This window comes from Pseudoalteromonas sp. BSi20495, assembly GCF_000241185.1.
In the GTDB taxonomy this organism is placed as follows: domain Bacteria; phylum Pseudomonadota; class Gammaproteobacteria; order Enterobacterales; family Alteromonadaceae; genus Pseudoalteromonas; species Pseudoalteromonas fuliginea.
The window spans coordinates 1-20,767 of the sequence record NZ_BADY01000179.1; the positions used below are offsets into that span (position 1 = coordinate 1).

General features: G+C 38.7%; 21 protein-coding genes. 7 read left to right on the forward strand and 14 right to left on the reverse strand.

Features of this window, described 5'->3' with window-relative positions:
* Positions 1-120 precede the first annotated feature (120 nt).
* The 7 genes from P20495_RS00970 to P20495_RS00950 all read right to left on the reverse strand — a co-directional run bounded on the left by P20495_RS00970 (position 121) and on the right by P20495_RS00950 (position 5,840).
* On the reverse strand, positions 121-855 hold the full coding sequence (locus tag P20495_RS00970) for an HNH endonuclease (protein ID WP_007379011.1): 735 nt from the start codon (positions 853-855) through the stop codon (positions 121-123).
* Positions 856-1,063: 208 nt separating this feature from the next.
* The gene (locus P20495_RS00965; RefSeq protein WP_007379012.1) at positions 1,064-1,552 is read right to left on the reverse strand and encodes a GNAT family N-acetyltransferase; all 489 of its coding nucleotides are present in this window, start codon (positions 1,550-1,552) and stop codon (positions 1,064-1,066) included.
* A gap of 449 nt (positions 1,553-2,001) precedes the next feature.
* Positions 2,002-2,820, reverse strand: coding sequence for a hypothetical protein (locus P20495_RS00960; protein ID WP_007379014.1), 819 nt, complete (start codon positions 2,818-2,820; stop codon positions 2,002-2,004).
* A 279-nt stretch (positions 2,821-3,099) separates the two neighbouring features.
* A complete protein-coding gene (locus tag P20495_RS21090; protein ID WP_033016449.1) occupies positions 3,100-3,306 on the reverse strand; it encodes a hypothetical protein in 207 nt (68 codons plus the stop codon).
* A 55-nt stretch (positions 3,307-3,361) separates the two neighbouring features.
* Positions 3,362-3,595, reverse strand: coding sequence for a hypothetical protein (locus tag P20495_RS00955; protein WP_007379016.1), 234 nt, complete (start codon positions 3,593-3,595; stop codon positions 3,362-3,364).
* A complete protein-coding gene (locus P20495_RS21095; RefSeq protein ID WP_033016451.1) occupies positions 3,592-3,969 on the reverse strand; it encodes a hypothetical protein in 378 nt (125 codons plus the stop codon). The genes P20495_RS00955 and P20495_RS21095 overlap by 4 nt, the downstream gene beginning before the upstream one ends.
* Positions 3,970-4,319: 350 nt before the next feature.
* Positions 4,320-5,840 (reverse strand): aldehyde dehydrogenase family protein, encoded by a 1,521-nt coding sequence (locus P20495_RS00950; RefSeq protein WP_008139269.1) that lies wholly within the window; start codon positions 5,838-5,840, stop codon positions 4,320-4,322.
* Positions 5,841-6,002: 162 nt separating this feature from the next.
* Between P20495_RS00950 and P20495_RS00945 the strand changes: the two genes are divergently transcribed.
* The gene (locus P20495_RS00945) at positions 6,003-6,896 is read left to right on the forward strand and encodes an AraC family transcriptional regulator (RefSeq protein ID WP_008139270.1); all 894 of its coding nucleotides are present in this window, start codon (positions 6,003-6,005) and stop codon (positions 6,894-6,896) included.
* 82 nt (positions 6,897-6,978) lie between these two features.
* On the forward strand, positions 6,979-8,010 hold the full coding sequence (locus P20495_RS00940; protein ID WP_008139272.1) for a LacI family DNA-binding transcriptional regulator: 1,032 nt from the start codon (positions 6,979-6,981) through the stop codon (positions 8,008-8,010).
* Positions 8,011-8,105: 95 nt separating this feature from the next.
* On the opposite strand, the gene gtfA is transcribed toward P20495_RS00940, so the two are convergent.
* Complete coding sequence (gene gtfA, locus P20495_RS00935) at positions 8,106-9,578, reverse strand: sucrose phosphorylase (RefSeq protein WP_008139273.1); 1,473 nt, start codon at positions 9,576-9,578, stop codon at positions 8,106-8,108.
* Between the two features lie 175 nt (positions 9,579-9,753).
* On the opposite strand from gtfA, the gene P20495_RS00930 reads away from it, so the two are divergent.
* The 3 genes from P20495_RS00930 (at position 9,754) to P20495_RS00920 (ending at position 14,813) form a co-directional block, all read left to right on the forward strand.
* Positions 9,754-10,983, forward strand: coding sequence for a sugar MFS transporter (locus P20495_RS00930; RefSeq protein WP_007378862.1), 1,230 nt, complete (start codon positions 9,754-9,756; stop codon positions 10,981-10,983).
* Positions 10,984-11,150: 167 nt separating this feature from the next.
* Entirely contained in the window at positions 11,151-13,541 is a 2,391-nt protein-coding gene (locus P20495_RS00925; RefSeq protein WP_008139277.1) for a TonB-dependent siderophore receptor, read from the forward strand.
* 324 nt (positions 13,542-13,865) lie between these two features.
* Positions 13,866-14,813: a carbohydrate kinase gene (locus P20495_RS00920; RefSeq protein WP_007378860.1), complete on the forward strand. Its 948-nt coding sequence runs from the start codon at positions 13,866-13,868 to the stop codon at positions 14,811-14,813.
* A gap of 43 nt (positions 14,814-14,856) precedes the next feature.
* On the opposite strand, the gene P20495_RS00915 is transcribed toward P20495_RS00920, so the two are convergent.
* From P20495_RS00915 to P20495_RS00905, 3 genes are all read right to left on the reverse strand, one after another.
* Entirely contained in the window at positions 14,857-15,246 is a 390-nt protein-coding gene (locus P20495_RS00915; RefSeq protein ID WP_007378859.1) for a nuclear transport factor 2 family protein, read from the reverse strand.
* 82 nt (positions 15,247-15,328) lie between these two features.
* The gene (locus P20495_RS00910; RefSeq protein WP_007378858.1) at positions 15,329-15,979 is read right to left on the reverse strand and encodes a DsbA family protein; all 651 of its coding nucleotides are present in this window, start codon (positions 15,977-15,979) and stop codon (positions 15,329-15,331) included.
* Positions 15,980-16,019: 40 nt separating this feature from the next.
* Positions 16,020-16,898: an MBL fold metallo-hydrolase gene (locus P20495_RS00905; RefSeq protein ID WP_007378857.1), complete on the reverse strand. Its 879-nt coding sequence runs from the start codon at positions 16,896-16,898 to the stop codon at positions 16,020-16,022.
* 119 nt (positions 16,899-17,017) lie between these two features.
* Here P20495_RS00905 and P20495_RS00900 point away from each other — a divergent pair, with 119 nt between their 5' ends.
* Positions 17,018-17,905 carry a LysR family transcriptional regulator gene (locus P20495_RS00900; RefSeq protein ID WP_008139280.1) on the forward strand — a complete coding sequence of 296 codons (888 nt, stop codon included), beginning with the start codon at positions 17,018-17,020 and terminating at the stop codon, positions 17,903-17,905.
* A gap of 94 nt (positions 17,906-17,999) precedes the next feature.
* Here P20495_RS00900 and P20495_RS00895 read toward each other — a convergent pair whose 3' ends face one another.
* The 3 genes from P20495_RS00895 to P20495_RS00885 form a co-directional block, all read right to left on the reverse strand.
* Entirely contained in the window at positions 18,000-18,380 is a 381-nt protein-coding gene (locus P20495_RS00895; RefSeq protein ID WP_002960091.1) for an STAS/SEC14 domain-containing protein, read from the reverse strand.
* A gap of 98 nt (positions 18,381-18,478) precedes the next feature.
* On the reverse strand, positions 18,479-19,171 hold the full coding sequence (locus tag P20495_RS00890; RefSeq protein ID WP_008139283.1) for a cupin domain-containing protein: 693 nt from the start codon (positions 19,169-19,171) through the stop codon (positions 18,479-18,481).
* A 49-nt stretch (positions 19,172-19,220) separates the two neighbouring features.
* Positions 19,221-19,841, reverse strand: a complete 621-nt coding sequence (locus P20495_RS00885) for a glutathione S-transferase family protein (RefSeq protein ID WP_007378854.1) — start codon at positions 19,839-19,841, stop codon at positions 19,221-19,223.
* A 389-nt stretch (positions 19,842-20,230) separates the two neighbouring features.
* Here P20495_RS00885 and P20495_RS00880 point away from each other — a divergent pair, with 389 nt between their 5' ends.
* The gene (locus tag P20495_RS00880; RefSeq protein ID WP_008139285.1) at positions 20,231-20,749 is read left to right on the forward strand and encodes a TetR/AcrR family transcriptional regulator; all 519 of its coding nucleotides are present in this window, start codon (positions 20,231-20,233) and stop codon (positions 20,747-20,749) included.
* Positions 20,750-20,767 lie beyond the last annotated feature (18 nt).

The following is a 20,767-nucleotide window of genomic DNA, read 5'->3' on the forward strand; positions in this document are numbered from 1 at the left end:
TTTTGTCATTATTAAGGTGTGAGCAACGCTAGCACAAAACCTAACCTTACCACCGTAAACACAAAACCCAACGATGGAATGAAAAATGCCAAGCATTGGGAATCACTCTTAAATGCTTTGTTATGTATTTTTTTTGATGATTTCTCTTAACTGATCTGGGTGCATTGCTGGCTTTGTTCTATGAACCATAGCATGGCAATTTGGGCAAAGTGGACGAAGATCATTTATAGGGTCAACTTTGTACTCTTTCCCAACAAGAGCTATATCCAATACGTGATGAACATGGATAAATCCTGAACCTAGCTCAGCTCCGTACTTTTCAGAAAAGTCAAAATCACATGAGTTACACACGGCACCATAATATTCAATGCACTTTCGTCGAGCTTCAGGATTACGTTCGATTGCATTTACAGTAACTTGCTTTACCTTACCCTCTTTGTATTCAGGTTCGTTAGTCTCATCTGGATATAAAGAAATATTAACGTGGCTGGAAAGTAAATAAATACCACCAGTTCCATTAAACACTTTTGCTGATAACTTTTTGCCAATTTTAGTGGCAAATTTTTGTAGTTCATCAGAAGCTAATTTGTACTCTTCTGATGTCTCCTCTAGCTTGGAAAACCACTTATTTAAGACAGCTTGAGTCTCTCCGCCATTTCCTTTACCAACGTAGTTTGAAACTGTTGTATTTCTGTACCCGATGAATTTACTTGGAGCAAATAAGCTGAGCTCTGGGAAATAATACCAATGGAAGAACTGGGAAAAACGGTCATAAGCAATGCTATTCCCTTTAACTATGTAACTAAATTCTCGAGCATTTTCGATTACTTCAGCAGTAGACTCAACTAAGTTCATTTTTCACCTGATTTTGAGATTTTCGATAAATACATAAACGCCTCGTTAAGAGGCAAAAAATTGTTGGCCAAAATTAGCGACGAAGGAGCAAAAGCCTGAGAGTAAACTTGACACCCATCTTAATTTAAATAGGGAAATTTAGGATGGGTGTCGCTGTAATTGCTGCGAATCACCCTTAAACAGTTTGTTATATGCCGCTTTAAACTTACTATAAAGCAACTTCCATTTTAAAGTAAGAAACATCAGCTTTATAAAAACGCTCTCCGTATGGCTGCATACCGAAACGCTGATAGAAACTTAAAGCTGATTCCCTAGCATCACACCAAAAAAAATTTACAACCGTATTATTAAGGGATTGAAGAATAAACTTTAGCATTTGAGAGCCAATGCCTTGCCCTTGATAATCAGTTTTAGTAGCAAACTTACGTAGGCGAGCTTTATGTGATTTTATGTATACGGAAGCAACACAAACAAGTTCGTCATTGATAAATGTACCAAAATGAATTGCATCAGGATCACCATCTACATGGCAATATTCAGGAGGCTTGTTTGGCCAAAGAATACTTTGTCGAAGCGGGATTGTTTGCTCCCAGGAAATATTGCGAATTTCCATATGATTTTGAAGAACCTCTATAGGCATATAACGAGCCTGTAGATTAACTCGTTTTTTATTTGTTTTTATTGATGAACAAACCATAACTGAGTTCCTATTTTGGTTCAATCTATTACTGTATTTTATGCAGAATATAGAGTGGGAGTTTGGTGTTGTTTTAATTAGTTTTTTGGAAGGGATTACGGTGTTTGAGTGGCTTTTATTTAGGATAAAAGGGCTTAACTCTAAATTTTAAGACAAACGTTTGTGGAATGGGCAGGATTATCTGTGCGCTATTCATTTTGGGCTAAAGCATCGTTACTTGGCCACTATAGTTGGCAGCAAGAAGTAAAGGAAAACCTCATAATAGCATCATCAGAACATTAGCATTTAAGTGGATACGAATCCTATTTAGGTGCTGGAAAACACATACGCCCTACGATAAATCAACTTACTTAACTGTATTGAAAAGCAAGGGTTCACCACTATTAAAATTTGCGGTGGAAAGTGAGTTTTAGTGCTTGCTGTCCACCTCCGGGCGTGTTGTTATGTGCCTAATACATCAAGGCGCAGCTTTTATACTTTTCGCCTACTTCAACAGTATGCTCGGATCTGATTTTAGAAAAAACAGCTAAAGAGTATGTTTCATGGACTTTATATACAGTTAAAGATTTCCCACTATTTTCGAATTCTTTTTCATGACAGAAATCCATACCGTTATATAATCCATTATTAGAGCCTAGATTGATATAAACAGACGTAAATGTCGTTGGGTAAACGGAAGTATTTTCTGTTTCTTCTTGGTCAATACCTAGAACTTCAATAGAAATACCGCCAGACATAATTTTATTAAACTGAAGAGTAGACAATGAGCTAATGTGATCTAACTCTTTTTGAAAATTAACATCATATTTATCACTGACTCTTTTTAGTTTTCTAAAAGGTTTTCTATCTAGATTTTTTGAACTACAAGCCAACTGAAGAGTATCTTTATATTTATACGCAAAGATTAAATAACGAGTACCTGCTTCACCAATAAGTCTGGAACAGTGTGATAATGAAGTTACTTCTATTTCTTTTCCTCGACTAGATTTCCAAGATTTCTCTACTTCAAAAGTATATTTTACAAAATCTTCTGGTTCTTCAAAAATCGTTTCTGTAAAACTTTTTGTTTTAAGCAATTTTCCAATAAATATTTCTTCGGCTTCATCCATGACCATTTCAGCGGAAGGAGGATGGCACTTACAAGCAAAAACCATTTGACTGATAAATAACAGTGAAAGGATTAAATATTTGAGCATGATACTCCTTGGCACATAACGAGCCTGTAGATTAACTCGTTTTTTATTTATTTTTATTGATGAATCAACCATAGCTGAGTTCCTATTTTGATTCAATTGATTACTGTATTTTTCATAGAATATAAAAGCTGGTTTGGTATTGTTTTAACTGGCGTTTTGGAAGGATTTACGGGTGTTTGAGTGGCTTTTATTTAGAGTAAAAGGGCTTTCCCTTCTTAATGCATCGTATTTTGCAGTTTTTCTATATTATGAACAAGGCAATACAGTTGCCATTGGGCGTTCACTTTCGCTTGGCTGTGTCATGCCTTTGTTGACGGTAATATTGCACTTTTAACCTAAAGAAAAGCCGGTTCAATACAGCAAAATCGCTTGCCATTCTTTAATAAACAGCTGTCGTCGCCCTATTGGGCAGTCTATTTTTACTTTCATTTTGTCTACATTGCTCAGCTTTTTGCGTAGGGTGGGTGTGTTGCTTATTGTGCTTTGTGATTTATTTATCATTGCGTTCATACGAAAGCTGGTAGCGATCATGAATTTAATGGTGGGAGATGGTGTCATCTGGAACCCTAAATTGGTTTAAAATTAGGTATTGACACCAAACTTACTTTTTAACTTATAACTCATCCCGCGAAAAATCAGTTATACTATCTCCGAACTGACTGATGGCTCTCTCCTTCAAAGGATTTAGTAACAAGCGCAGCTCAATCAAATCATTGCCTACATCAGCAATCTCATCTGAGTCATCTGACGTTTCACATATTTTTGCCATTTCTTGTTCAAGTGCTATGAGACCCTCTAGCACGTATTTTAGCTCTGATCCTGCAAGTTCAAGCTTGAACTGACTCATACAATCTTTCCTTCTTTCTTAAATACTCGAGATGCTTTTAGGGCTATTTCCTCAAGAAGTCCCTTGAACTTGTCAACCGGCATATTCCGAGTGGGCGAAATACAGTAATGGTGTGGCTTATCCTGAACCATCTTCAATCCATGAGGCGGCTGGGTATTCGGTGGAAACCTCCAAACCCAACCAGTCATTGGTGCATTGTTGATACCTTCTATATCGAAAACGCTGATCCCTTTTCCGTTTGCGATAATAACCTTAATTCCATTTACGGTTGTAACATCAACATCACGAGCTCGAACATTCGATAGACGAGGACTTGAAGCATTTCCGAGGCGGAAAAGCTCTTCGGGTAGGATGTAAAATTCTTTTGGGTACATAATGATCTCCATATCGTTGACAAAAAGTTAGTTACTCTCTCTGAGGCCTTTATCGTTTTATAGACCGTAAAGTTTCATAAATTACGATGTATTTATCTTAGCCATCAAATAATCTTATGTAAACAACTAGCTAACTATGAATCAGCTTTTTATAAAACTCATATTATTAAATCACTTTTTTAACGCAGTTAATGAATTATTTAAAGCCCTGAAGTTTCAACATTTTAATTCAATTAGTATCCTATTTATGTATTACAACAAGCAGTAAGTGGTGCAATGGACCCCTTAAAATGAAAAAGCGCCGCAAATATGCAGCGCTCATTACTGAGTGATTGTTGTATTAAAATTTTTTAAAAGAAGCCAAGCGGATCTTCGCTGTAGCTCACTAATAAATTTTTAGTTTGCTGGTAGTGATCAAGTGCCAGTTTGTGTGTTTCGCGCCCTATTCCTGATTTTTTATAACCACCGAATGCAGCATGTGCTGGGTACATGTGATAGCAGTTGGTCCACACTCGCCCTGCTTCTATTTTACGACCCATACGATAAGCACGGTTCATGTTTCTGCTCCATACACCGGCGCCTAAACCAAACTCAGAGCTGTTGGCAAGCTCGAGTGCTTCGGCTTCATCTTTAAAGGTCGACATAGAAATAACAGGGCCAAAAATTTCTTCTTGGAACACACGCATGTCATTTGTGCCTTTAAGTAGCGTAGGTTGTATGTAGTAACCACCGTTTAAGTCATCACTTAGCTGCTCTACATTACCACCAGTGAGTACTTCAGCGCCTTCTTTTTTACCTATTTCAATGTAGCTCAGTATTTTATCAAATTGCGCTTTTGAAGCTTGTGCGCCAACCATGGTTTCGCTATCAAGTGGGTTTCCGCGTTTAATTTTTAAGGTACGTTCGAGTATTCGTTCAATAAACTGCTCGTAAATATCTTCTTGAATAAAAAGCCTTGATGGGCACGTACACACCTCGCCTTGGTTAAAGTAAGCAAGTACGGCGCCTTCTATTGCTTTGGATAAAAACGCGTCGTCTTTTTCCATTACATCATTAAAAAATATATTAGGTGATTTACCACCAAGCTCGACCGTAGAGGGAATAATATTTTCAGCAGCGCATTTCAAAATATGTGAGCCCACAGGCGTTGAACCTGTAAATGCAATTTTAGCGATACGCTTGCTTGTGGCCAGTGCTTCGCCTGCTTCTTTACCAAAGCCGTTTACTATATTTAATACGCCTGCAGGGAGTAAATCGCCAATAATTTCCATTAATACTAAAATAGAAGCTGGGGTTTGCTCAGCCGGTTTTAAAATTACGCAGTTACCTGCAGCAAGTGCTGGCGCGAGTTTCCAGGCAGCCATTAAAATAGGGAAGTTCCACGGAATAATTTGTCCCACAACACCGAGTGGTTCGTGAAAATGATATGCAACGGTGGTTTCGTCTATTTCGCCTATTGTGCCGTCTTGCGATCGCAGGCACCCTGCAAAGTAGCGAAAGTGATCAGCCGCTAGCGGAATGTCAGCAGCGAGTGTTTCACGAATTGCTTTACCGTTATCCCATGTTTCGGCTACGGCAAGTAACTCTAGGTTTTGCTCAATTCGATCGGCTATTTTTAGCAGTATGTTACTTCGGTCGGTCACCGACGTTGTGCCCCACTGCGCTCGCACTGCATGTGCTTTGTCGAGTGCCAGCTCTATGTCGTCTTTATCTGAGCGCGGTATTTGGCAAAACACTTTACCGTTTACTGGGCTTATATTATCAAAGTATTGGCCATTCACTGGCTTTACCCACTCTCCGCCAATGTAATTACCGTATTGTTGTTTAAAGTTTAAAAGTGCGCCGTCGCTGCCTGGATTTGCATATATCATGTGTGTGCTCTCTTTATTGTTGTTAGCTAAAGGTCGAACATTTATATAAATCAAAATGCTTTATATTTAATCGACATTAAACTAACAAGCGCCTAAAAACTTGATTAGCTGTCCACAAAAATTGTCTGTGAGTCCACATTAATAAAAACCTAAAGGATTGATATGCACACATCTCAGTTAAACAAAAAACGCCAACAGCTTGATGTATTAATTGAAAATAAAGTCACGTTTGCGGCCGATAACAGTGAGCTGAGTATTTACGACACGTATCAAAGTGCGCAAAAGGTGGCACTGCACTCAAACGAGTTACTGTTTTGTGCAATGCTTAGCGGCAAAAAGGTAATGCACGTAGAAAGCAGCAAATACCATAAAGCATTTTTACCACACGAGTCGTTTGTATTAGCGCCAGAGCAAGGCGTATTAATTGATTTTCCACAAGCATCAATGAGCACTCCAACTACCTGTTTAGCCATTGAAATTAGCACCGACAAAATAACGAGCGTGGCTAATGCACTAAACATGCAGCAAAACTTTGCACACGATAGCTTGTTTGAATATGTACCGCAGTTAGTGCACACCCAACACAATATTCAAACGCAGCAATTATTAGAGCGTATGGTGCATTTATTTAGCGAACAAGGTGCCCAACGCCATTACTTGATTGACTTGTCGTTAAATGAATTGATCACCCGTTTATTACAACAACAAAGCCGTGAGTTATTACTGGCTAACTGCGATAAACCACACCTTAAAACAAACGTTAGTGATGCTCTGCTTTATATTGAAGAACATTTAAATGAAACGCTCGACATAAATACCTTATGCAAAATAGCCTGCATGAGCCGCAGTAAGTTTTATCAGCAATTTAAACTCACATTTGGTACTAGCCCAGCCCTTTGGCAACAACAGCTAAGACTAAAAAAAGCGCGCACTCAATTGCTACAAGGTCATGCAATTAGTAAAGTTTGTTTTGATGTTGGATTTAATAGTGCGAGTCATTTTAGCCGTTTATTTAAACAAACCTTTGGCATTGCCCCTAAAGAGTGCCGACATTAGCCCTAAAATCTCATTTTTTACTTTGCTAACTCGCTGAATATGTTAATTTATTAATACCCTGTTTAATGGCTAAGAGTAATTAATGAGCAAACCAATCCGCTGGACCCTAAAAAGTATCGCCAAAGAATTAGGCGTGTCTAATGCGACGGTTTCTAACGCGTTTAATCGCCCAGATCAACTCTCTGCCAAACGCCGTGAAGCCATACTTAATGCATGTAAAGAGCTTGGTTATTATGGCCCTAATAAGGCCGCGCAATCGTTGCGTAATGGCACATTTAATATTGTTGCTTTAGTGCTACCCGATAGTGTGGAATACATGGTATCTGACCCCGTTGCGAGCAGCTTTATGCGCGGTGTTACCTCGGTGCTTGAAAAAAACGGCATTAATGTTTTATTGTTTTCAGGTAATAGCGATAACCTTAACAACGTGGTCGACTTTGTAGATGGCTTTATTTGTTATGGCCGCCCTCGTAATAACGCGTTAGTTGAGCAGTTAAAAACAGTGTCTAAACATGTAGTGACTATTGATTTTGATATTGCTCGCAATGCCTCTGTAAATATTAATAACGAGCAAGCAAGTTACGAAATTGCTAAACACGTACTACATAATCAAAACGATAAAGTGGCTATATTAGGGCTTAGGCTACTTGATGAAAACGTATTATGTCGCGTGTATGAACATCACGAATTTGAAACCGGACAATCTATTTCGCATCAACGTTTACGCGGGTATCAACGCGCTTTAAGCGAGGCAAATATTACGGTAGCTGACGATCGTATTTGGAACATTCCTGAAAGTAGCGAGCGTTTTGCCAATATTGCGGCTAAAGAGGTTTTAAGTGCCTCCCCTCGCCCTAACGTTATTATTTGTATGAGTGATTTAATTGCCCTTGCCACAATGCGAGAAGCAATAAAACAAGGCATAAAAATAGGTGAAGAACTGCGTATTGTTGGCTTTGATGGTATTGATGAAGCAGCCCGGTTTGTACCTCGCCTAACCACCATTCATCAAAACAGCCAAGAAAAAGGCGTTATAGCCGCTGAATTATTTATTTCTAAAGAAGAAAAAACTAAGGAAGTCAGTTACGAATTAGAGATTGGTGCGAGTAGTTAGCTTACAAACCTTGTAATAGTTTTATGTGTTAAAAAGCCAAGCTACTTAAGCTTGGCTTTTGCTTTACATGACGTTTGTAAATTACTTTTATAATATTAAGCTAAAAATGAATTTAAGTTAATCGTTGTTTCTTCATCACCATTTACTTGTGTAATAAGTGCATGGCGTAATTTAAAATCAACAGTGAGTGAAATAGTTTGCTCATCTAGTTGCCACGATAAACAACACATACTGCCTTCACCTTGCGCACTAAACTCACCTGCAAATGCGGGGTGTGTATTGCGAATTTTAATTAATTCAATTAAACCTTTTACTACAGGCTTATTTAAGGCTTTGTCGATTATATTTGCATCTAAATATGGGCGGTTAATATCACGGCCAACATTTGTATTTGTCAGTAATTCCATGTCGTTTTCACAGGCAAATAAGCCGCCGTAATACACTTGTGGTACACCTGGAGCAAAAAATTGAATTGCACGCGACAATAAGTAATCAAAGTCTTTAGCGCCTAATGCGTTGTAGTACGTACAGTTAACTTGATATAAGTCGACATTACTCGCCGCAGCGCCCGTAGCTTGGCGGCTTTGATTGTTGCTGTTGGCGTGCATTGTTTCGACTAGGTTATCAATCTGCTGTGCATTTAATAGCCCTGGTTTGTCGCCCATTGGACCTGCGTCAATAATGCCAATACCGTCGTGTGTATCAAGTACAGTTAAGCAGTTACGTGGCGAAATTTGTAACCATTTGAGCAGTGCATCTACATCGTTGTTAAATAAGCTGTGTAAAATAAGCGGTGGTAACGCAAAGTCGTAAACCATATTGACGCGTTTTGCCACTTCTACCTGAGTTTGATAATGGCTATGTATTTCTGCAATGGTTTCCATGCCTAAATCGTTTGCCTGCTTAGATAAGTTATCTAGGTAGCCAAACGTTTCATCAAGCATAAAGCAGTTAGTGCCAGCTTGCTTAATCGCGTAACCCGCCGCATCTAAACGAATAATATTTACATTGTTAGCCGAAAATTTAGTAAGTACGTTATTTAAATACGCAACACCCGCTTCTACTTTTACATTTATATCGATTTGATTGTCGGTAAATGTGGTCCAAAAATCATACGTTTTACCATCGCCACACTTCATTGGGGTAAAGCAACTACCTGGACGCGGGCGGTAAATTGCTTTTTGCTCAGCTTCGCTCATACCATCGGGAAAAACATCTTCTTTGGTTAAAAACAAATCCCAAAATTCTGACTGCTTACCTTTCGCTAATACATCTTGAAACTGAAAAGACTGCGCCGATACATGGTTAACAATTAGGTCTGCCATTAAGTCGAGATCTTTGCCTAATACTTGTATGTCTTCCCAAGTACCTATTCTAGAATCAACTTCACTATGATCAATAGGGTCAAAGCCAGCATCGCTGCCATCAATAGGGTTGTAAAATGGCAATAAGTGCACACCACCAAATACGCCTTTTAAAGGGCCGTTTAAAAGTGTGGTTAGCGCGCCTATATTTTGGCCAGTAATTCGATCAGCGTATGTGATCAATTGAACTTTATTCTTCATCATTGTGTGAATACCATGTTGAAACTTAATCGATTAAGATATATCTTTAACTAGCGAGTAAGAATTTACAAGTAATTTTTAAAAATTTTACATACAAAAATCGTGGCTCACATGATACTACAATAAGTAACTGATTGACTTACTGGGTGTTAACAGAGCATTTAACGAGGAAAAATACATGACAAAATCACACACACACGTAAGCAACGATCCGTTGCAACAAATACGTTGGCTTACATACATGATGTTTTTTATGTTTGCCATGACCTCTGACGCAGTAGGTATGATCATCCCTGAACTCATTACTGAGTTTGGGCTGAGTATGACCCAAGCCAGTGCATTTCATTACGCGCCTATGGCACTCATTGCCTTTAGTGGATTGTTTTTAGGCTTTTTAGCCGATAGCCTTGGGCGTAAAAAAACTATTATGCTAGGTTTATTAATATTTTCAGCGAGTTGTTTTTTATTCGCCTTTAGCACCAGCTTTGCATTCTTTTTAGTGCTCCTTTGCTGTATAGGCTTAGCGATTGGTTTATTTAAAACTGGTGCACTTGCCTTACTTGGTGATATTTCACATAGTAACGAGGACCACACTAAAACAATGAATAAGGTTGAGGGTTTCTTTGGCATTGGTGCCATTGTAGGACCTGCGCTGGTTGGAATATTACTCGTGCAAAACGTAAGTTGGACATACCTGTATATTATTGCAGGAGTTATGTGTTTAGTCCTTGCTTTTTTAGCTTGGCGTGCCGACTACCCTAGCGTTGTTAAAACAACTGAAAAGCCAGCCTCTTTGGCAACCACCATGAAAATGATTAAAAACCCGTATGCCCTTGGTTTTTCGCTAGCTATCGCACTTTATGTAGCTACTGAAGTTGCTATATACGTATGGATGCCTACGCTTTTAAAAGACTACACTGGTTCTTGGCCACTCCTTGCAACCTATGCACTAACCATATTTTTTGTACTACGTGCAGCAGGTCGCTTTATCGCGGTATGGTTATTAAACCGTTATAGCTGGCAAGGTGTTATGGCTTATTTAAGCTTTGGCATTGCATTGTGCTATGTAGGTACGTTATTTGGAGGCGTTGATTGGGCTGTCGTGTTATTACCGCTTTCGGGTTTATTTATGTCAATGGTTTACCCAACTTTAAATTCCAAAGGTATATCGTGTTTTGCAGTGCAGCAACACGGTGCTGTAGCAGGCGTTATACTCTTTTTTACTGCTTTATCAGCTGCCTTAGCCCCATTGTTTATGGGTATGATCAGCGACTACTTTGGCCATGTACGCTATGGATTTTACTTAGCAACAGGCTTTGCAGTTATTCTGTTTTTAGCTATGTTATTTAATTATAGCCGTGACCCATCAGCAAGTGCTTTAACAGAAAGTAACCCAATTACAGAGTAAATTTGTATTTTAATACAATAAAAAACACTATAAAAAACAACAGATGGGTAAATAAATAACAAATTAATAATAAAATAATTTGCTTATTGTAAAATATTTGTTATTTTTACTTAATCGATTAAGTAAAAATAACAAACCCATCGGGCTCAACACAACGAGGCGTTCACATGACAACACACAATACACCTTTATATTTAATCAGTGCTTTAGCACTTGCCGTAAGCCAAGGCGTTCACGCACAAGAAACAGATCAAGCAAAACCAGAAGCGTCACAAAACAAAGGTCTTGAAACAATTGTTGTAACCGGCGTACCACGTCGAACAACAATCATGGCTTCTAGTGTATCAGTTAGTAGCGTATCACTTGAACAAGTTCAAGTGTCTACCCCTCGCTCAACAGCAGAAGCGTTTAGAATTATTCCGGGTATTCGTGCAGAATCTACCGGTGGTGAAGGTAATGCAAATATTGCTGTTCGTGGTTTACCTGTAGCATCAGGCGGTGCTAAATTTCTACAATTACAAGAAGATGGGTTACCTGTAATGCAATACGGTGACATCGCTTTTGGTAATTCTGATATTTTTATGCGATTAGATAATACGGTGCAAACAATTGAATCGATTCGTGGTGGCTCAGCATCTACTGCAGCAAGTAATGCACCTGGTGGCATTATTAACTTTATCTCTAAAAATGGCGAAAACGAATCTGGCAGTGTGTCTACAACACTAGGCTTAGATTACGACAGCGTTCGTACAGACTTTGAATACGGCACTTACTTAACCGATAGCGTGCGTTTTCATGTTGGTGGTTTTGTTCGACAAGGCGAAGGCCCGCGCGAAACAGGTTACACGTCTAATAAAGGTGGCCAAATTAAAGCTAACCTTACAAAAGATTTTGAAAATGGCTACGTTCGCCTTTATTACAAACACTTAGACGATAAGAGTGTTGGCTACCTTCCTATGCCAATGTACTCAAATGGTGACTCTATTGCTGGCTTTGATGCGCAGTCAGACACCCCTCACTCAGCGTTATTTACTAAAACAGTACGCTTAAATGGTGAAAACCAAATTAGCAGCGGCGATATCCGCGATGGTATGAATCCAAAGGTTGACTCTGTTGGTTTTGAAGCTGTATTTGATCTAGATAACGATTGGCGTATTGAAAACCGTTTCCGTAAGTCATCAATTAGCGGTAACTTTAATTCACCTTTCACAGAACAAGTCGGTAGTGCAACATCAATAGCTGAAAGCATTGGTGGCGCAGGTGCAACCTTGAGTAACGCAAACACCGGTGAAGCGTTTAACGATGGTTTAGCAATGAAGATGGTGACATTTGATGTCACAATGAATGACTTCGGCTCTATAGTTAATGACTTTAAATTAACTAAATCGTTCGACGATGATACCAGCCTTACATTTGGTTACTATGCATCTACGCAAAACATTGCTATGTCGTGGTTATGGAACTCTTACGTAATGGAGCTCAAGGGTGACAATGCTGCATTATTAAATGTAACAGGTGCCGATGGCACTGAGTTATCTGAAAACGGTTTATACGCTTACAGTGCATTTGGTAACTGTTGTCAACGTGATTACGATACAGAATACGATACTCGCGCCCCTTACGTAGCATTTTCGACTAAGCTAGGTGATGTCAGTATTGATGCAAGTGCTCGCTACGATAGCGGTGAAGCTCGCGGAACATACGCAGGTGCAGTGACTTCAACAGTAGATATGAACCGCGACGGTGTGATCTCTGTGCCGGAACAAAATGTTGCTGGAATTGATACTGCAAACGCAAGTCCAGTAAACTATGACTGGAACTATTCGTCTTATTCAATTGGTGCTAATTACCAAATTGACCCAAGCCTTGCCACGTTTGCACGTATAAGTAAGGGCGGGCGAGCAAACGCCGACCGACTTTTATTTGGTAAAGTACGCGCTGACGGCTCTGTTGCAAAAGAAGACGCAGTTGATGAAGTGAACCAATTTGAGTTTGGTGTTAAAAAGCGCTTTGATTCATTATCAGTGTTTGCTACTGCGTTTTTTGCCGAAACTGAAGAGCAAAACTTTGAAGCAACATCACAAACATTTTTTGACCGTGAATACGAAGCAAAAGGGATCGAAATAGAATCTACTTACTTTATTGATGCATGGGATTTCCGTGGTAATTTAACCTGGACCGACGCAGAAATAGCCAAAGACGCACTTGCTCCTGAGGTAGTAGGTAATACACCGCGTCGTCAAGCTGATTTAATTTATTCATTAATGGCACGTTATAACTATGAGCAAGGCTCTGCTGGCCTTAGCTTTATTGGTACTACCGATGCATATGCACAAGATAATAACGACCTTAAACTTGACGGTTACACACAAGTAAATGGCTTTGTAAGTTATGACTTATCTGAAAACCTTAACATTGCCCTTAATGTAAATAACCTCTTCGATACAGTAGGTATTACAGAAGCAGAGGAAGGTTCAGTACCTGAAAACAATATTATCCGTGCTCGTGCTATTAATGGCCGTACAACATCTTTAACGCTTAAATACGCGTTTAACTAATAGAGTTCTAGTGTGTAAGCGCTGAAACGATTTTTTGTTTCAGCGCTTTATAACTAACTAAACTTATTAAACCTGAACTCTGGTTAAGATATTTACTAACGTATTGAATCATGGTGATATTTAAATTTATTTTCTCTAGCCAGATATTTTCTGTGAAAACAAGGCGAATTTACGCGTCAATAGCTAGCCTATTACAAATAAATTCAACGCAGTTAGCGCTGAAAATAGCTGCTCGAGATAGATTTATTATCCAGAGTTCAGGTTATTTAGTAATTCTCCCACTGACTTTAACCTAGCCTTGCTAGGTTTTTTAGGATTTACAATATGACCCAACTACTTAGCCTCGGCGAACTACTTATTGATATGCTGCCGCAAGACTCTCAAAACAGTGCTTATTTACCTATTGCAGGCGGCGCACCTGCTAATGTAGCCGTAGGCTATGCAAAGTTAGGTGGTAAAGCTGCTTTTTGTGGTGGTATGGGCGATGACTACTTTGCCAAGCAACTTGCTAAAGCACTTACACAATACAATGTAAGCACTGACTACTTATTTACAGTTATGGGCTCGCAAACTGCAATGGTAATAGTTAGCCTTGATGATACAGGCGAGCGCAGTTTTAATTTTTATCGCCAAAATACGGCCGATTTGCTTTTAACGAGTGATCACTTGGCGCAAATTCAATGGGAAAAACTAAGTACCCTACACTTTTGTTCAAACACGCTTACCAATAACGCAATTGCGCAAACTACATTTAGCGCTTTGCAGCTTGCTAAAAGTAACAATAAATTAGTAAGCTTTGATGTAAATTTACGCTACAGCTTATGGCAAAGCATAGATGATATTGAAGCAAATGTACGTGCTTGCTATGAGTATTGCGACATAGTTAAACTCTCTCGTGATGAGCTAAACTTTTTAGCAGAACAAACAAAGCAGCTACCCGAGGATTATTTACAATCACTTTTAGATGTTGGTGTTAGCGTAGTATTTTTAACAGATGGTCCTGAGCCTGCGACAGTTTATCATAATGAGTTCACGCTAAGTGAATCGGCACCAATTATTACAGCTGTTGATACAACAAGCGCAGGCGATGCTTTTATTGCTGGTGTTTTATATTATCTAAACCATAACAATGAAGATGTATTACTTACTGCTAAAATAAATGATGAGAAAATAGTAAAACGCGCACTCAACTTTGGCCTAAAATGTGGCTCTAAAGCGTGTTTAGCTAAAGGGGCATTTCCGGCATTACCGGTGTTGGCTGATGTAATTTAATAGACCTAATGTTTTTTAAGTTCAAATATGCAGTAACGCGTAGTTACTGCATAGCATCAAACACCATTTTACTATCCACTATTTGTTCAAAGTGCGTTATTTTTTGATTTTTAAGCTGCCAAATATGCGCGACCCTAGCTTGCATTTTTTTACCCGTTTTAATATAAGTACCAGAATACGTGCCATACACTACAACAGTATCATCTTGGGATAAGTAGTTTTGTGGCGTAAACGTATAGTTATACCACTCGCTTGCAAGCTTTTGAAAAACATGTTCAGTAATATCATTCATACCATGGTAAGTACCAGCATAGGCAAAACCATCAGCCTCTTTCCAAGTAATAGTATCACTTGCATGAGCAACTAAATTTTGCCCATTCTCTTGTGATGTTGTGCCTTCATACGTACTTTTAATTATGTCTATGTTGCTCATTTTCACACACCCTTGCACTATAAAAAGGAAGCTCAATAAAGCTGTAATATAAACAGCTTTATTATTTAGAAGTTTCATCACACTATACTAGCGCAACTGATTGCTGTAAGTAGGTAACCCACTGCTCAGTTTTTCCATAATAATGGGCTATATCAGCTTTTTGCCACTTACCTGTGTCAAATTCAAATGCTGTACTAGGAAAACCTTGTCCATGAATATCGTGTAATAAGCCGCGGCTTTGTGCTATATGTTGATCTGTTGCATCGCCTTCTAGCGCATTAAAGTGGGTTTCAAATAAGGCCTTGTTTAAACCCAGCTCCAATGCAATATCAGTCAGTACATGCAGCTGCATAATGTTTTTACCCTGAGCATAATAAGCATGTTGAATACTATTAAGCATTTTCCCACCTGATATACCAAGCTCTTGCGCTGCCAATATAGCGGTAATAGCCGGAGCCGAGTTGAGTATAATATCGTTGGTTTTTAAAAGCCCATCAGTATAGTTACTACCAAATACCTGACCGGTTTTCTTCGCTATGACACTGTCGTTTTTAAGTGCAAATTCACGCCATGCAGGAGTCACAGGTTTGACATTATCACCTGTTAGCATGCCTCCACTGTGTACTTTTACAATTAAACCATCAATATTTTCAGCAGCGGTGATCAAGGGCACGCTGCCGTAAGTCCAACCACATAAAGGGTCAACAATTATATGTAACGTTGCGTTTTTCATTAAATATTTCCTATCTAAAAATCGCTTAACGCAAGGGCACTTAGTGCCATTGCATCTCACCCATAACCACTTTTGAGCCCAACTCTAAAATGCTTCTTGCACCTAAATCAGGGTAAGCTTGAGTCATGATCTCTACAAATTCAGTTGAGTTTTTTGCATTTTTTGCAGCGCTATCCGCTTTATTTAAGTACCCTTTCATGAATGACACACCAGAAAGGTCTTGTTTACTGCCCTGTAAAAAGTGACCTGGAATAACAGTCTGTGGTTTTAAATTCTCAATGTTATCTAATGTTGACTGCCAAGTTTGACGCTCTGCGGCAGTGCTCGAATCAGCCAACCACACATGCATTTGATCAAATACTACAACCCCACCCAGCACTGTTTTTATAGAAGGGATCCAAAGGTAAGTATGCTTTGGATCATGCTGTAAATTTTTAATAATAATTTCTTTCCCATCTATAGTTAGGGTATTTGATAGTATTACTTCTGGCAAAATAAGTTCTTTAGGTGCGTTGCTCTTTAAAATAGGCCCCCAATAATTTAACTTTCCTTGCATTGAGCGTTTAATATTCTCTACTGTTGATTTAGTCGCTAATAACTTTGCTTTTGGAAAAGCAGCTTTAATTACATCTAAACCAAAGTAAAAATCAGGGTCGCTGTGACTAATATAAACAGCTGTTAATGTTTTACCGCTCGCTTTTATTTTTTCAACCAATGCTTGTGCATCATTACGCTGAAATTGGGCATCCACTAATAACACTTCGTTATTACCACTTATAATGCTTGATGAGACAGCAAAAATACTTTTGTCTTGTGGGTTATATACATCCACAACTAATTCACTTTGCGCTAATACCGGTTGCATTAATGTGCTTGCTAATAAAGCTGTTGCTGCTAATACGTGTTTAACTTTTTTCATTCTCAGTAGCCTGTTTGTTATTTCGTTAAGATGAGGCTATTGTATGTTGCAATTTAAGAATTAAAAACTAGGCAGAATGCAACTATCTGTTGCATAAATCGAACATATAGGCAAAGTGAATGGATAGAATTATTGCAGCTGATGTATTTATAAAAATTGTAGAGCAGAAAAGTCTAGCCGGTGCTGCCCGTGCTTTAGATATGTCTAGATCTATGGTTACACGGTATTTGAATCAAATGGAAAAGTGGGCAAATACCCAACTACTCCATAGGTCAACAAGAAAAATAACACTCACGGCAGAGGGTGAAAAAGTACTTAATCATAGCCGAGAGCTCATTGCCATCGCCCAAAATATTAGTGCGCCGATAGAAAGTAATAACAAATTAAACGGGCAAATTAGGTTGTCGTGCTCGCCTTTTTTAGCACATGATGTACTACCAGATATGTTGCAACAATTCTTACACGCTCATCCCGAAGTCAGTATTGATGTACAAATTAGTAATCACGTTACAAATTTGGTAGAAGAGCGAATAGATTTAGCAATTAGAATTACCAATGACTTAGATCCTAATATAATTGCTCGCCCACTTGGAAAATGCCATTCAGTATTATGTGCAAGCCCAGAATATTTAGAAAAAAACTCTAAGCCTATAACTACGGATGATTTGAGTCGCCATAACTGTTTAAACTATTCACGGTTTGAAAAAAGTATGTGGCATTTTTCACACCCTGAAAAACCCGTATCTGTAGCGATTGCTGGTAACTTCAGTGCTAATGATTCGAGCTTACTGTTAAAAGCTGCTCTTAATAATCAAGGAATAACTCTACAACCTAAGTTTGCTGCGCAGAAATATATAAATAATGGAAAGTTAATACATTTACTACCACACCTTAAACCACAAACTTTGAGCATATACGGTATTTACCGCTCCAGGAAACATCAGTCACTTGCACTTCGTTCATTTATTGATAGCTTAGTAACGTATTTTGATAAAATTGATACTTAACAATAAGCGAAAACTATTAAACGTTCGCTATAAGTTCTTTATTTAAGAGTTGAAATAGCGCTTTGTAAGCGCTATTTTTTGGAGAAGGGATTTATTATTCGTCTAACCAATCTATTGCTGCGGTAGCATTTTCAAAGTATTGAACCTCACCCGATATAAACCAGTTACCTATTTTTGCCATTCGAGCTTGCCACTCTTTATTACCGTAAATAGCTACTTTTTTAAATTCTTTAGAGTGCTTAACACCTAATTTTAAGTCATCCCACGCTGCGCGTAATTCCCAACCTTCAAGTTCGCTACCATCTATTAAGGCGTTCACGACTGGGTGCTTAACTTCGCCAAGAGCTGAGTTTATCATTGGGGTAATTATCTTGTAATCGTCGTGAGTAAGCGTACCAACGGCTTTGAGTTTTAAAAAAAACTCTCTTCCTGCACGTTCAAGACCAATAGATAAACCATGTGTTGTGTGTACCATTACTGCTCTCCTTAAATAGGCTGAGTGGTAAAAGTACACCTTCTAAAATTAATTAGTCCTGAACTAGATCAATAAATAGTCTCAAATAAACGACTCAATTACGCATTTTGTACGCGAGATATCTGGTTTTCTACATCAGTTAAATGACCCGTTTTAAGCCATACTTTTGCACCATTACTTCCCGCTTTAACGTTAACGGAGCTATTGATAGGCACTCTTAACCAACTGTTTTTTACAAAAGTATCGGCTTGCTCATCAAATGAGCCTTCAAGTACTAGCAGCTCAGCTCCGCCTTTTGCGTTTATAACCATGCAGGCGTTGGGCTTAAAGTGCAGCAAGCTTACCTCTTCAAAGTCGTCTTTATATAAAGGGGTTACGGCAATATTTTTAAAACTAGGATGCACCGTACTTTGCATCAAGTTTGTTTGCAAACGCACGTGCGTTCGGTCATCTGGCTGAAACTGCCATAACTTTACAAATATAACGCAGCCATTTTCAGACCCCGGTTTGTGCTTTGATTGCGGTGGATTACGGATATAAGAACCTGCCGCAAAGTCACCATGCTCATCTTGAAATACCCCTTCAAGCACAACAAACTCTTCACCGCCTGTATGTACATGCGGCGAAAACTCACTGCCAGGTGCATAACGAACAATAGTCGTTGCGCGAGCAACTTCGTCGCCCACTCTATCGAGCACTCGCCTATCAACGCCCGCCATTGGCGATGCAACCCACGGGAGCGATTCGCTATGTACCACAACTCGTTTACTAAAATCGGCAGCTATTTTCATATTTGGCTCCTAAGCGTAACTTCACTTAAATTTTAAACTAATAACCTAATTAAGCTGCAACACTTGGGCGTTTTGCTACTTTTTCTTGCCATGCAACTAAATGGGTTAACTCATTCGGGATTGCTATTTGTGCAAATCCAGCAAATACCAGCCCAGCATACAAAGTAATATCAGCAATACTAAATTGTTCACCAGCAACAAACGCCGATTGCGCTAGTACATCATTAAAATAGCTAAACCCTTGGCGCGCTTTTTCGCCTTGTTTTTCACCCCAAGCCACATTTTGATATGTTTCAAGCTCAGGACCTAAGCCATCAGTTGCATGATGAAAGTAAGTTGCCACAGCGTCAAGCACCATAGATTCTGCACGCTTTTGCATCATGTTAATTACAGCACGCTCTTTTGCGGTTTCACCCATTAAAGATGGGCCTTCAAATGCGGTATCAATATACTCAGTAATAGCGGTACTTTCTGATATAAACGTGCCGTCATCTAGCTCTAATACGGGTACACCTGCTAATGGGTTTTTAGCTAAAAAGGCTTTTGTTCTGTGTTCACCATTTAATAAATCAACAGCTACAAACTCAACATTTGAAGTGGCATTTTTTTCAGCTAAAGCGATACGAACACGAAGTGGATTTGGAAAGTTTTCTACATCATAAATTTTCATAGCAATCTCTACCTTTATTGTTTAGAAGTGAATTAACGGCGCTACCTACCTACCGATAGGTAATTTATAATATTAAACTAAATTTAAGTCAACGTTTAAATTTTTCTGATTTATGGGATTTAACTTAATTCATAATAAAATTTGGGGGTTGCTTAAAAGTAAAAACACTTGTAAATAACTACCTACTGGTCGATAATTTTACTGTACCAATTGCATTAAATAAGCGTTCTATTATTGCGCTAAGAATATAGCGCAATGAAAAAGACGAAAATTATGGCATGCAGTTGTTCTAAATGAATAATTTTTAACGCAGTTAGTAAGTTATTTAATGCGATAGAATGATCATGTTTTAATAAAATTGGTATTGCTACGGATAGGAAATATTAAAAATGAGTAAAAAAGAAGCTTTATTAAAAGCAGCTGAAAACAAGGTGCGCCTTGGCGGGTACAGTAATTTTAGTTTTAGAGAGCTAGCCTGCGAAGTCGGCATTAAAAGCGCCAGTGTGCACTATCACTTTCCAACTAAGGCCGATTTAGGTGCAGAGCTTGCTCATCAATATACTGATTCTTTTTTAGCTGCGTTAGGCGAGCCAAGCGAGCTTAAAGCAAGCGGTAAAAATCCTATTGATGTGTACATACAGCTTTTTAGAAGTGCATTAGTAACCGATAAAAAAATGTGTTTATGCGGGTTGCTAGGAGCCGAAAGCGATAGCCTTCCAGATAAAGTACGCCTTGAAGTAAAACGCTTTTTTAATCAAAACCTAACATGGCTTAGCGCTGCGCACTTAGCTAATGGTGAACTCAACCCTACTAAAGCGGCTATTCAAACAGTGAGCTTGCTTGAGGGCGCTATGATGATAAGCAAAACGCTCGACGATAATAGTTACTTTGAACTTGCAACTCAGTAATACCTAAATTTAGTACAC